This is a genomic window from Enterococcus sp. DIV1726a (assembly GCF_051710985.1).
GTDB classification, from domain to species: domain Bacteria; phylum Bacillota; class Bacilli; order Lactobacillales; family Enterococcaceae; genus Enterococcus_B; species Enterococcus_B hirae.
The window spans coordinates 1808656-1820852 of record NZ_JBIOLS010000001.1 but is presented as its reverse complement, the minus strand read 5'-3'; the positions used below and the strand labels follow the sequence as shown (position 1 = coordinate 1820852).

The 12197-nt window shown below is 30.3% G+C and carries 14 protein-coding genes, 1 tRNA gene and 3 pseudogenes; all 18 read left to right on the top strand.

The annotated features are described in order from the left end of the window. Positions 1-2 precede the first annotated feature (2 nt). Positions 3-899 (top strand): annotated as a pseudogene (locus tag IGJ27_RS08115) (phage baseplate upper protein); the annotation flags it as partial. Between the two features lie 15 nt (positions 900-914). Further along, a complete protein-coding gene (locus IGJ27_RS08110) occupies positions 915-1190 on the top strand; it encodes an immunoglobulin-like domain-containing protein (protein WP_306453878.1) in 276 nt (91 codons plus the stop codon). After that, positions 1177-1662 (top strand): annotated as a pseudogene (locus IGJ27_RS08105) (hypothetical protein); the annotation flags it as partial. The gene IGJ27_RS08110 and the pseudogene IGJ27_RS08105, both read left to right, overlap by 14 nt. Before the next feature lie 742 nt (positions 1663-2404). After that, positions 2405-2764 (top strand): hypothetical protein, encoded by a 360-nt coding sequence (locus IGJ27_RS08100; RefSeq protein WP_178305844.1) that lies wholly within the window; start codon positions 2405-2407, stop codon positions 2762-2764. Continuing rightward, the gene (locus IGJ27_RS08095; protein ID WP_164907415.1) at positions 2764-3288 is read left to right on the top strand and encodes a hypothetical protein; all 525 of its coding nucleotides are present in this window, start codon (positions 2764-2766) and stop codon (positions 3286-3288) included. The genes IGJ27_RS08100 and IGJ27_RS08095 overlap by 1 nt, the downstream gene beginning before the upstream one ends. 15 nt (positions 3289-3303) lie before the next feature. Further along, entirely contained in the window at positions 3304-3693 is a 390-nt protein-coding gene (locus IGJ27_RS08090; protein WP_178305845.1) for a hypothetical protein, read from the top strand. A gap of 1 nt (position 3694) precedes the next feature. Next, positions 3695-3823, top strand: a pseudogene (locus IGJ27_RS08085) (XkdX family protein). A 46-nt stretch (positions 3824-3869) separates the two neighbouring features. Then, positions 3870-4091, top strand: coding sequence for a hypothetical protein (locus IGJ27_RS08080; RefSeq protein ID WP_010718827.1), 222 nt, complete (start codon positions 3870-3872; stop codon positions 4089-4091). Further along, positions 4091-4288: a phage holin gene (locus IGJ27_RS08075; RefSeq protein ID WP_086317049.1), complete on the top strand. Its 198-nt coding sequence runs from the start codon at positions 4091-4093 to the stop codon at positions 4286-4288. Before IGJ27_RS08080 ends, IGJ27_RS08075 begins: the two co-directional genes overlap by 1 nt. 10 nt (positions 4289-4298) lie before the next feature. After that, positions 4299-5318 carry a peptidoglycan recognition protein family protein gene (locus IGJ27_RS08070; protein ID WP_178305846.1) on the top strand — a complete coding sequence of 340 codons (1020 nt, stop codon included), beginning with the start codon at positions 4299-4301 and terminating at the stop codon, positions 5316-5318. Positions 5319-5567: 249 nt separating this feature from the next. Beyond that, positions 5568-6458: a hypothetical protein gene (locus tag IGJ27_RS08065; protein WP_438791700.1), complete on the top strand. Its 891-nt coding sequence runs from the start codon at positions 5568-5570 to the stop codon at positions 6456-6458. A gap of 158 nt (positions 6459-6616) precedes the next feature. Next, on the top strand, positions 6617-8167 hold the full coding sequence (locus IGJ27_RS08060; RefSeq protein ID WP_178305847.1) for a hypothetical protein: 1551 nt from the start codon (positions 6617-6619) through the stop codon (positions 8165-8167). A 393-nt stretch (positions 8168-8560) separates the two neighbouring features. Further along, a tRNA-Ile gene (locus IGJ27_RS08055) sits at positions 8561-8634 on the top strand. Between the two features lie 33 nt (positions 8635-8667). After that, positions 8668-8931 carry a hypothetical protein gene (locus IGJ27_RS08050; RefSeq protein WP_100970472.1) on the top strand — a complete coding sequence of 88 codons (264 nt, stop codon included), beginning with the start codon at positions 8668-8670 and terminating at the stop codon, positions 8929-8931. Between the two features lie 576 nt (positions 8932-9507). Then, entirely contained in the window at positions 9508-9657 is a 150-nt protein-coding gene (locus tag IGJ27_RS08045; RefSeq protein ID WP_178305848.1) for a hypothetical protein, read from the top strand. Positions 9658-10001: 344 nt separating this feature from the next. Beyond that, complete coding sequence (locus IGJ27_RS08040) at positions 10002-10199, top strand: cold-shock protein (protein WP_010718754.1); 198 nt, start codon at positions 10002-10004, stop codon at positions 10197-10199. A 120-nt stretch (positions 10200-10319) separates the two neighbouring features. Continuing rightward, on the top strand, positions 10320-10652 hold the full coding sequence (locus IGJ27_RS08035; RefSeq protein WP_178305849.1) for a putative quinol monooxygenase: 333 nt from the start codon (positions 10320-10322) through the stop codon (positions 10650-10652). Positions 10653-11068: 416 nt separating this feature from the next. Further along, complete coding sequence (locus IGJ27_RS08030) at positions 11069-11761, top strand: DNA-directed RNA polymerase subunit omega (RefSeq protein ID WP_096710189.1); 693 nt, start codon at positions 11069-11071, stop codon at positions 11759-11761. Positions 11762-12197: the final 436 nt, after the last annotated feature.

Below are 12197 nucleotides of genomic sequence, written 5' to 3'. Positions count from 1 at the left end.
CTATGAGTAAATGGAATGTCGTTTTAAGTACAACAGAACCATATAATTATGTGGGGATGATTCAAGTTCGACAAGGCAATAAGAATACAGAGGTTATGGAAGCGACTATAGTTGAAAATGGTCTTCCCTACGATTTATCAGAATGTAAGGTATATTTTGAATCAGTTGTAGGTGGGAAATATCCAGTCCAATTAGAAACAAAAATTGTGGATGCTAAAAAAGGGAAAATTAACTATATTTTTGATAAATATTCCATGCAGTGTTTACATCGACAAACAGCCAATTTCATTATATTTAAAGGAGAAGACTTGATTGGAACAACTCAAGACTTCTCTTATTTTGTCATTAATGCTGTTTCAAAAACAGAAGGAGAAATGGGTTCTTATTGGCAATCAATCGAAGATTTAATTGCGGATATGACGGACTTTATTAATGAAAATAAAGGCGATTTTACGGACTGGATGAATGAAAGGAAAGAAGAATTTGAACGTTGGGGACAAGAACAGGAACACAGTTTCCAAGATTGGAGAGAAGGACAAGAATCAGACTATTTGGCATGGTTTGAATCAATCAAGGATATTTTAAAGACGATTGATCCTGGTGGAACAATGCTTGCGGAATTAATGGATGCGAGAGTAGATATTCAAGGAAAACGACACAATTCAATTTCAGAACGTTTGCTTGCCGATATGAATTATTTGTATCAAAAACTACGAACAAGCTTATTTACTATCGAGTATGCTGAAATTGAAGTAGTGGATATTCTACAAGATGATTTATTTTCTAGGAATCATGAGATAGAAAAAGTAGAAAGTATTGAAAATAATATATCCGAAGGAGCGTTAATTGTAGCCACAATTGATGATAAAGAACAGCGTGTATTTACTCTGGAGGAAGTAGTAATAGATAAGATTTTGACTATTAATCCATATATTGCTGGAAAAACAGATTGGATTACTGGTACATGTAAAGTATTTGATGCAACAAAAATTGGTATTGAAATAAATGGTAAGAAAAAAGATATCGTCCCTTCCAATGAATTAAAAAATGGCACATTTAAATACTACACTGGAAAAACAATTCAATTAGGTGATCAAGTACAAGTCGTACTGTATGACAATATGACTATAGAATTAACAAGAAAATCAGTTGTTGTTCAGGAAGAAGGTGAATCAATTGGTGAAGGTTAAACGTATGATGGAAACAGACGACACAGGAGTTCAACGTCAATTTATGCCAATTACTCATGTTTCTGCAGTCTTAGGATTAGAAAACATTACCTCGGGACAGTCAAAAGTTCTTTCGGTTAACGGTAAATCTGGAGCAGTCATTCTAACGAAGGCTGATTTAGGATTAGAAAATGCGATTACCAAACTACCTTACGCAAGCGAAGATACTGATGGTATTTTAACTGCCGAAATGTTTCAAAAGATTGTAAATGGTGAAAGTGGAAGATATCTTTTACCAATTGCTACTGCTGAAAAATTAGGAGGTATAAAAGTTGGTGAACTTTTAGAAGTCACTGAAGAAGGTATTCTGTCTGCAACTAAGCAAACAGATTTTAATTTTACTAAAGAGTTGAAACAGAAGCTAGAGTCTTTGAAAATTTTGAAAGCAGGAGCCAATATTTCGATTACAGAAGATGGCACTATTAGTACAACAAACGATAATGAAATAACTTCTTGTTCTCAAATTAAGAAAGTTTATTCAAACAGCATCGACTTTGGAGACTATGATTATAGTGGAAACCCAAATCTATTAAGTACTATAACTAGTGATTATTTTACAACAAAAGATAATGTAACAATTGCCAACGAAAATAGAGGTGTAAAATTGACATTCAGAAATTCTGGTTTTGGTGCTGAAACAGGTAATGTTGTGCAAATTAAACCCAAAACAACCTATACGCTTTCTGCTAAGATAACAGTGAATGAGGATTTTGTAGGAGACTTATCAAAAATTCGACTAACTTATAGAAAATTTCCCGGGGGCAATATTCTACTGGGAACGAACTTATCTGCTATGTTAGCGGGAGAAACAAAAATTATTTCTGTTACTGGTAGCGTGGTAGAAATGAAACAAGTAGAGCGTACTTATCTACGTTTAGATAGTAATTCCCAAATAGTAGATGGATCAATCAACATAGAATATATCAAGTTAGAAGAAGCTTCAATAGCTACGCCATATCAGCCTAATTTATTTGAATCACCTTATTATCTAACAAAAGATGAGGGAGCTGGCTTAACGACAGAATATAAATATGTAGGGATAGGACTGGAAGACTTTCAAGATCCAAATAAATATATTTGGAACATGACTATTGAATATATAAATAAACAGCTCCAAGAATTAAATGAAAAAAGCTTAAACTTTACTTTTGAAAAAATAGGGGAGGTATAAACTAATGACAGATATTGTAAAAGTAAAACAGAATAATGTTCAGGTTTACCCTCAAACTCATTGGAATGCTGTAGAAGGCAAACCCACAACAATTAAAGGCGATAAAGGGGATCCCGGACAGTCCGCAACTATTGCTGTAGGTACAGTTACTAGTGGATCTACTGCTTCTGTTACAAATGTAGGAACCTCATCTGTGGCTAGATTCAATTTTGTATTACCAAAAGGAGATAAGGGAGATCCTGGAGTTAATGCAACAACGACATCTGTAGCTACGACGAACGCTAATGGGTTAATGTCCAAAGAAGATAAAGCAAAATTAGATGGAATAGCAAATATTACATTTGAGAAAGTAGGCGAAGTTTAATGTCTGATATTGTGCAATTAAAAGAAAATGGTGTGCCTAAATATTTAAAAACTCATTTTAGAGCAATTGATGGAGCTGAAGCATTAGTACAAACATCTGGTAATCAGTCTGTTGATGGTTTTAAAAACTTTTTACAAACACCAACAGTAAATGATGTACCAGTAATTTTAGATCGTTTTGTTTCAAAAACAGTAAAAACAACGAATACAACAGATTTTACCAATGAAAGTTTAGTCAGATTTGAACGATGGGGACGTCTTGTAGTAGCCAATTTTGAGATTACAAATAAATCATCAAATTTTGCTGGATGGAAAAATTTAATGGCTTTTCCAAAAGGATATACTCCGATTTCGTTAACAGGTTGGGGTGGAACTTTGGCGAATAAAACCAATCGAAATCCTGCATTATCTGTTTATGCGAATGCTTCGGGAATTACTGTAATGGTTTCTACTACAAATTTACCAGAAAATCAAACTTGTTCTGGAACCATCGTCTATTTTACAAATGATGCGTGGCCAAATTAATAGGAGGAATAACTAATGAAAACAATGTATGAATATATGTATCCAGTCGGTTGTAAGGTCTGGGAAAACATGCCAGATGATTTCCCAGAAGGAGTTCCGTATACTTCTGTACCACCAGTGCCAGATGTTCCATTAGATCGTCAATTTTGGAATCCGAGTGAACGGAAATGGGAAGAAGTTGTCACACAAGATTTTTCTAAAAAATTAGTTCTGTTAGAGAAATTATCTGAAGGATTACAAGATGATAATAAAATATTGAAACAGGCGAATGAAGAACTAACTAAAAGAGCTGATTCATTAACGCAAATCAATTCAAAAACGATGCTTACAACTATTCAAAACAGTAAAGAAATCGATTTATTGAAAGATCAACTTCAATCATCGAAAAATGAAGGGGGAGAATAATATGTATTCCTATGAAGATATCAAAATGATGTATGACTGGAATTGCTTTACTGCAGATTAAGTTCGACAATTTGTTCCGTTGTGCATTACAGAGGAAGAAGCAGATAAAATTATTAATAAAGAAAGTTAAGGCATGCTCCCTGGAGTATGCTTTTTTGTTGGAAAGTTGGTGAACTATGAGTATTGATGCGATTATTTCTGCTTTAAGTATTGCAGGAACGTTAGTTGGTACGTTTGCAGGCATTGTTTTTTCAAATAAACTGACCATTTATCGAATTGAGCAATTGGAGAAAAAAGTTGAGAAGCATAACCATATTGTTGAACGTACTTTTCTATTAGAAGGACGGATGAATGAAGCAGAACACGATATTCAGGAAATGAAAGGAGGCGAGAAGTAATGATTTTACCCGATAAATATTATCAAATTATTAAATGGACAGTACTTACGGTATTGCCCGCTTTATCTGTATTAGTAGCCACATTAGGCAAAGCATATGGATGGAATGAAACTGATATGACAGTATTAACTATCAATGCTATAGCAACATTTTTAGGTGTTATCACTGGTGTGTCTGCATATAATTTGAAAAAATAGGAGGAAACAAATGAAAAAGAAAATTACTATTACTGCGATGAGCCTATTAACGGCTTTTTTTTTATTGCCAATTAATGGGTTCGCCTATACGATCAACAATAAATTCAATTTGGGCGCAAATGAAGGCAGCTCACAAGTAGCAAATAATCAGTATATTTTACTGCATGAAACGGCTAATGAAACAGCAACAGGACGCAATGAAGCGCAGTATATGCAACGTTCATGGATTAGTGCTTACACTGCTTACATTGTGGGAGACGGCGGAATTGTTTATCAAGTCGGTCAACCTGGTTATGTACAGTACGGTGCTGGTTCGTATGCTAATGCTAACAGTCCTGTGCAGATTGAGTTACAGCACACACATGATAAAGCAACTTTTGAAAAAAACTATAAAGCATACGTTGAATTGGCTAGAGATTCAGCAATGAAATATGGTATTCCATTAACATTGGACACACCTTATAACCAATCAGGAATCAAATCACATTTATGGGTAACACAAAATATTTGGGGCGATCATACAGATCCTTACGGTTATCTTTCTGAAATGGGCGTAAGTAAAGAAAAATTAGCATATGATTTAGCTCATGGATTTACCGGTGAAAATCCGACAACTTCAGATGATAAACCAGTCATTGATCCAACTCGAGCAGGTGCTGCAAATCCTACACTGACAGATGGAACAAATTACGCCCACATTGATCAGTTTGGAGAAATCGAAAACGCAAACTTACATGTAGCTGGATGGCACATTGCTAACTATAAATACGAGTATATTTTCATTATGGACTACAATACTGGGAAAGAATTAGCTCGAGTAAGAGCTGATGGAGTTTATAGACCAGATGTAAATCAAGCTTATAATACTTCTGGAAATGTTGGCTATCATGTATCTTTTAACATGCGTAACTTCCCTAATAAAAAAGTTTACGTAATGATGCGAGCAACGAATGATCCAGAAGGGAACACTAAAGGCGGTGCGCAAGATTTCCATGACAAACGTTGGTATTTAAATATTCCTAAACGATAAAAATAGCCCCTCGTTGAGGGGCGGTACTTGGAATCATATATAACATTTTTGTTACAAATTTAATGTTATGAATATCACAAAATGTTGTTTTAATATCATAAACGTTTAACTTGAACTTATGTTCCCCGTGTGTTAAAGTGATTTTATAATCCTCAAAGATTATATCTGCTAAGAAGCCCAGAGGCTATTGTCTTTAGGGCTTTCTTTTGGTTTAATTAATTTAGCAGATATGAAATGAGGTATATACATATGGAAACTTTTTTTACTACAATGCATCATATTGATTTAATAAGCGCTAGTGTAACTTTCAAGAAAATTCAGGCTGAAGATGCACAAAAATATATATCCGATTTAACTGATGAAGTATTACTTAATCCTAATAAGAAGCATTTTTCTATCAGAAGAGATGGAACAGAAGTGGTTAGAGTTGTTCGGTCATCTTTCATAAAAAAAATACTTCCTGATGAAGAAAGAGATACAGTAGCCAAAAGATTGTTAGATATAGAAACCAAAACTCAAGAAAAAATTAGTAAATTAGGTAAAAAAATAAAAAAGGGTAGTCTAATTCAATCCTTATTTTGTGACAGTGAATTTACGTATTTTGTTATTGCTAAAATTGATTCAAATCGTTTCTTAGATGAGGATGATTTAGTTTCAAGAGAAGGACTGATTTTTGAAAATAAATCATTGAAAACTTGTGTGTTTAAATTTAATGAACAAAATGAAATTGAGGAAGTCATAGTTTCTGACAATAATAAGAAAATATCAGATTATTGGTACAATCTATTCCTTGAACTGGAACCAATGACTACAGACGAGGAAAATACGAAAGCATCATTTACTGTATTATCTAATAGTTTAAAATCGTCTTTAGAAAAAAAATATCCAGCTGATTATATCCTATGTAGAAACAATCTTTTATCTTTTTATAAAACTCAACCAACTTTTAGATTACAAGATGTAGTTGAGAGCTTATTTAATGATTATACTCCAGAATCCGAAGAATTAGATATTGATAAGGTGAAGGGGAATTTCGCTCGTAGCTATTATCGTCACTTTAAAGATACTGAGTTTAGTATTAAATCCAAAGCAATAAATAAAAAAAATGGCAAGAAACAAAAGCTGTTAATCAATTTGTAGACATCACATTGAATGGCTCTTCAGATCAAATAAAAAACAACATCTCTGCAGAAGAAGTTGATGGTGAAAAATTCATCAAAATAAAATCGACCGAAGAGAAGACCTTTGAAAGTTTTCGTTGGTAAATAGGTGATAAAATGATAGGAGGGTTGCTTCGTATGGAAAAATTTAAGGAAGAGTTATCTGTCAAAAAAGAAAATCTAAATGAAGTGATGTTTGAACCTCTTCTTGTTGACAACAAAAACTTTGAAGAAATAATATATACTTTAGAAAATTTATATCAATCGATTAATCAAGCCAGGGATACTATTACTATTACTTTTTCAGATAAATCCGGCGAAGAAAAAGAATATATAGAATTTGAAAATGAATTTTCTGAAATTCGTAAAAATTTAGAGGGCAATATTAAGGAGTTTTTGGATAGAGCAGAACTAATTGAAGAAGATTTCTTTTTATGTGAGATTTATATTTCTAAAAAGGAAAAAAAATCTCAAGGATTTATAACTATATCTATATATGATTTAAACATTTTTTTACTTTTTCTAACTTATAATGATGACCGTTCCCGAAAACTTAATGTAAATGAGATTCTTGGAAAATTAAAAAGATATTTTTATGATACTGAAGCTATATACCTGTTTGATCTTTTTAATGATGATGTACAACTCAGAACTGATCATTTTATTTTTAGTTCTAAGTTAGGACAATTAAAAAAAGAAAACTTAACAATTGAGAAAAAAAATATTGCCAATTTGACAGAGTATACCAATATTTCTCCGTTACCCTTTTTTTCCCCTAGTGACTTTTTTGTTAAGGAGTCCCAAGAAAATATAGGTTTAACTGAGGTTTTTGACAGATTATGCCTGCTATTATCTTTAAGTTCATTGGCAAATATTTCTGTCTTAGAAGATGACACTCTAAATATTAAATTTTATGGTCAAAAAACAGTTGTTGAAGAGATTAACTTTTCTACTCTAGTAACTGATAAAGATATTGTAAATAGTTTTTATGAAATATATTGCTGGGTTTTTTATAATAAAGATTCACATGAAAAAATCAGCCTTACTAGAAATATTATAACGCTTTTTTATGATGGAAATTCTGTTTTTAATAACATTCAAAATATCTTACCATCAATTAAATCTAATTATGAAATATATCTAAAAGAAAATGTAGATAGATATGTCCAAATATTGAATAATGTAGTTTTACTAATTCAAAATTTAGATACAGAAATTCAAGATAAAGCAACAGCTTTTTCTGATGATTTCAAAAAAAACTTCACCAGTTTTTTTACATTTATAATATCCACTATATTATTTAATACGTTATCTACTGGGAAAATAGAAAATATATTTACTCCTGAGATAACGATTATAACAGTTGCTATGCTAATAATATCTATTATTTACTTAATAATAAGCAATTTTGAAATAAAGAATCAAATAGATCAATTAAACGAACAATACGAAAAAAATAAAAAATATTATAGTTCTATATTAAATGAAAAAGACATTGAGCGCATTTTTGCCAATGACATGGAGTTAAGCAAAGCAATCATGGTAAAAAAACGAAAAAATATACTCTTTCTTTGGATTTCTTCTATAATAATAATATTTATCACGTTAATGATCATTGGAGATTTTTCTTTATTGATAGATGCTTATAATAATCTTTTAAGTAGCTTAGCAAAAATTAAATTAATATAATGCGACATATCTACATGATATTTTTGGATTTAACAAATTTAAACTAATTTTTAAATTGGAAACGGTGGATTTGAGGACTACAGGGTATATAAAAGACTTTAGCCGACTAGTGTTGATCGAGGTCTTTTTTACGTTCTACAATCAATTGTTCTAATTCTTCCAAATCTTCAAGCGTAGCTTGCTTCCGAATAAATGATCGATATAAAGTATTTAGATGACTGTATTGACAACTATAAAAATCATTCGATAAAATATTTATGTTATCGAAATACAAAAAATACCGATCAGCTTTGTAGTTTAATATACTCTAATTCAATTTCGATAACATGCTTGTTGCTACAAACTCTTCCTTTAAGCAAAGTAAATAAACTATTCTATTTGTGGCAACAATCTGTACCTTTAGCTCAGCTGGTCAGATCAGATGGCTTATAACTATCTGATTGTAGGTTTTAATTCTACAGGGCACATAAAAATTTAGTTACCATTAAGGAGGAACTTTTATGGATAAAAGATTTAAATTTATCAATATTCTCAGTTTATTAATAGGAATATTAGTAAGTATAGAAATTTTTACAAACTGGTTTGGTATGCTATTTTCTAGTCTCATTCCTGTTTTATTAATGGGAGTAATAGGATTTATACTTTCTATTTGGTCATTAAGTAAAAATAGTAGTCTTATTGAAAAAGTTATCTCAGTATGTGGATTGTTGTTAAATATTATCCCTGTAGGATATTTTATATTATTATTTTTTGCAATAGGTTAATATCTTATGTTTTTTTGACATGTTATATAGGGAAGTTAATCTATAATTTAAATTATTTTTCAAACATATTTGATATGCACTTTATTTCTTTATTTTAATTTATAAGTATAAAAAAATAAAAAAACAATAAATTTAATTATGTTAAAATGATAACGTCATCATATTACACAATCTTAACCCCGTTTCTATTTATGGTGACATCTATTCAGAGCTACTTGAAAGAGTAGCTCTTTCTAGTTTCTTTAGATTAATATATTTTATAAAAAATAGATTGTATTTCTATTCTGACGTTTTTGATTAAATATAATGTTTTTCTTATTAGGCGGTATTTTTTATATTAGATATAACAAAAACAAATAAAAAAACTTGATTTCATATATTATAATTATAATGTGCTATAAGATATTCCATGTTGTATTCGCATTATTCAGTTTAAACTACGTAGCACAAAATAAAATTCGTAGTAAACTACGATCAACCTCACAAAGATCTCCTGTGTTTTACTGCGATTTATTATCTATAAGACTACTCATAAGAGTAGTCTTTACATAAAAAAATAATAAAGAAGGTATCACTATGTATTATGTAGAAGTACAAACACGAGGAGTAAAAAACAGGCAATATGTCAAAAGTGTAATAAATAATTATCCACTATTAGGATCATGGAAAGAGGCTGAACCATTTTCAAGAGAATGTGCATTGCAAATAAAATCAGTTTTAGAATAAGAACTAATTTGTGGAAAAGCAATAGACAATATTGTAGAAAAGTAAAATTTATTAAAGTTTTAAGTGAACGATGTAATATTATATTAGTAGCGTTAGTCATTTATTTTCAATTTCAATTTTTTCGTCCTTTAATTAATCATTTTAAATGCTTAGTCTAAATTTTTGTAATAAAAAACGTATCAAACAATTATCTTTGTGTTACCATTACTTCCGTGTTATAGTAAACAAGTAATCTAATTTGAAACGTAATCTGAGCGATATATTCACACTATAAAAACTCCTTTTACTAATTAATATTAATTGCAACAAAACACGTATTATATACGTATTAGGAGGAAATATATATGAATAACGGTACAGTAAAATGGTTTAACTCAGATAAAGGTTTTGGATTTATCACTGGTGAAGATGGAAATGACGTATTTGCACACTTCTCAGCTATCCAAGGCGATGGATTCAAAACATTAGATGAAGGTCAAGCTGTTTCTTATGATATTGAAGAAGGACAACGTGGCCCTCAAGCAGTAAATATTGTAAAATAATGTTGAACTTTAACCACCTCAATCGAGGTGGTTTTTATATAATGGCTCATAACCGTCCGGTCGTAGGTTTGAGTCCTACAGGGTACATAAGGATAGATAAATATTCAAGGAGGTAAAGAAATGGCTATTACTGTGAACATTTATTATAGTGGTACAAATGGAAATGCGAAAAAATTTGCAAAAGAGATGGTTTCAACTGGAGTTGTAGAAGATATCCGTGCAGAAAAAGGCAATATTAAATATGAATACTTTTTTTCAATGAATGATGAGGACACAATTCTTCTAATTGATAGTTGGACAGATCAAGATTCACTAGACAAACATCATGAATCTCCGATGATGGCTCATATTACTAAACTTAGAGAAAAATATGATTTGCATATGAAAATTGAAAGATATGTAACAGATATAAAAAATATTTCCGCAAAAGACTCCGCTTTTATAAGAAAATAAAGTGCTTATTTTATTTGATAGGATAGTTTTTTCTTTAGAGTGAGAAGAACACTTGTAGTAACAGTACTCTTAAGTTAATTTATCTATAACTAAACCATTTTTTTATACACCTTCGGGTGTTTTTTTTATTTCAAAAATATAGAATATATAATCTCTTAAATTGGTAAAATAAATGTGTTAGATGTTTTGGTCTATCCGAAAGAGTAGACTTTTTTATGTGAATTTAATAACTGTATCTAATTTTAAATTAATTAATACAATGTTTTAAAAATAATGTTTGTATGCAGTTACATCTGACTTTATCCGAATTAAGAAAAAGATTTATAAAAATAAAATAAAAAAATATATATTTAAATTGACTGATTGTGAAATCATTAACTATAATTGGTTCAGTTTGTGTTAAGGAGAATGGTGATATGAATAAGAAAATTGTAGTAAGTGGATTAATTATAGGTGGATTAGTGTTAGCAGGGATCGCAGGGAAAAACTTTGCCGATGACATTTTGTTATGGGGTGGAGAAGATAATATTGAACAAATCAATCATAATTTGGAGACATTAGATAAAGCACTAGAAAATAAAGAGCAAAATATTAGTAGTTTAAATTCACGATTATCTTCAAATAATCAAGAACTTGAGCAAGTAAAGGCTAACGTTGAAGAATATAAACAAAAAGTGTTGACTTTGGAAAATGAGAAAAATCAATTAACTATAGATAAAACAAATTTAGAGAATCAATTATCAGGAAAAAATGCTGAATTGCAAGGTAAACAAAATGAAATCAATGCTAAAATTGATGAAATAAATCAAAAAATAGCTGAAATAAATCAATTAAACACTGATTGGAATAATCGTTTACAAACAGAACAAAATAAATTTAATGATGCTCAAAATACTGTTAATAGTTTAAATCAACAAATTAATCAATTGTCAAATGAAAAAAATACTATTAAAAACCAATTGCAAAGTACTCAACAAAAACTAGAAAAAGAGCAATCAGAAAACAGTAATTTGAATAATTATATTGAAAAACTGGAAAAAGCCAAAAGCGATGTAGAAGACACAGCAAACAGATCACAAGAAATCGTGACTGAACATACAGGAAAATAGATGCATTTTTTAGTTTAAATTTCTTTAACAAAATAGTATTTTGTTGCTAAATAATTTTTATTTGAATATTCTACAAAAATATCTCCTCTCAAAATGGAGGAGAAGTACATATTTATATTTTTGCTGAACGACAGGAAACGGGGAAAGGTCTTTTTTGTTTGTACTTCAAAAAGACTAAAACATATTAAAAAAGGTCTTCCACCTTTAAATAGATTTGAAATTTTACCAAATCCAAATAAAGAGATTTCTAGAATTAAATCGCCATTTCGCATGCCAGTTCTGGTGGATTGTGATCGGTTATTTGTCTTAAGTGGTATCTCTATACCATTAACGTTACTTACAAATCGGAGGTATATATGTAGAGAATACCTAGAAAAAATTTTACAAATAAGGAAAAATAATATGAGATCTGAAATTGTGCCTTTAGAGATTAAAT

What these genes read in the sequence shown, in the direction of transcription:
- IGJ27_RS08035 (WP_178305849.1), top strand. Translation starts at nt 10,320, where the DNA reads ATGGCTATTACTGTGAACATTTATTATAGTGGTACAAATGGAAATGCG.
- IGJ27_RS08090 (WP_178305845.1), top strand. Translation starts at nt 3,304, where the DNA reads ATGAAAACAATGTATGAATATATGTATCCAGTCGGTTGTAAGGTCTGG.
- IGJ27_RS08045 (WP_178305848.1), top strand. Translation starts at nt 9,508, where the DNA reads ATGTATTATGTAGAAGTACAAACACGAGGAGTAAAAAACAGGCAATAT.
- IGJ27_RS08030 (WP_096710189.1), top strand. Translation starts at nt 11,069, where the DNA reads ATGAATAAGAAAATTGTAGTAAGTGGATTAATTATAGGTGGATTAGTG.
- IGJ27_RS08095 (WP_164907415.1), top strand. Translation starts at nt 2,764, where the DNA reads ATGTCTGATATTGTGCAATTAAAAGAAAATGGTGTGCCTAAATATTTA.
- IGJ27_RS08100 (WP_178305844.1), top strand. Translation starts at nt 2,405, where the DNA reads ATGACAGATATTGTAAAAGTAAAACAGAATAATGTTCAGGTTTACCCT.
- IGJ27_RS08050 (WP_100970472.1), top strand. Translation starts at nt 8,668, where the DNA reads ATGGATAAAAGATTTAAATTTATCAATATTCTCAGTTTATTAATAGGA.
- IGJ27_RS08070 (WP_178305846.1), top strand. Translation starts at nt 4,299, where the DNA reads ATGAAAAAGAAAATTACTATTACTGCGATGAGCCTATTAACGGCTTTT.
- IGJ27_RS08040 (WP_010718754.1), top strand. Translation starts at nt 10,002, where the DNA reads ATGAATAACGGTACAGTAAAATGGTTTAACTCAGATAAAGGTTTTGGA.
- IGJ27_RS08060 (WP_178305847.1), top strand. Translation starts at nt 6,617, where the DNA reads ATGGAAAAATTTAAGGAAGAGTTATCTGTCAAAAAAGAAAATCTAAAT.
- IGJ27_RS08065 (WP_438791700.1), top strand. Translation starts at nt 5,568, where the DNA reads ATGGAAACTTTTTTTACTACAATGCATCATATTGATTTAATAAGCGCT.
- IGJ27_RS08075 (WP_086317049.1), top strand. Translation starts at nt 4,091, where the DNA reads ATGATTTTACCCGATAAATATTATCAAATTATTAAATGGACAGTACTT.
- IGJ27_RS08080 (WP_010718827.1), top strand. Translation starts at nt 3,870, where the DNA reads ATGAGTATTGATGCGATTATTTCTGCTTTAAGTATTGCAGGAACGTTA.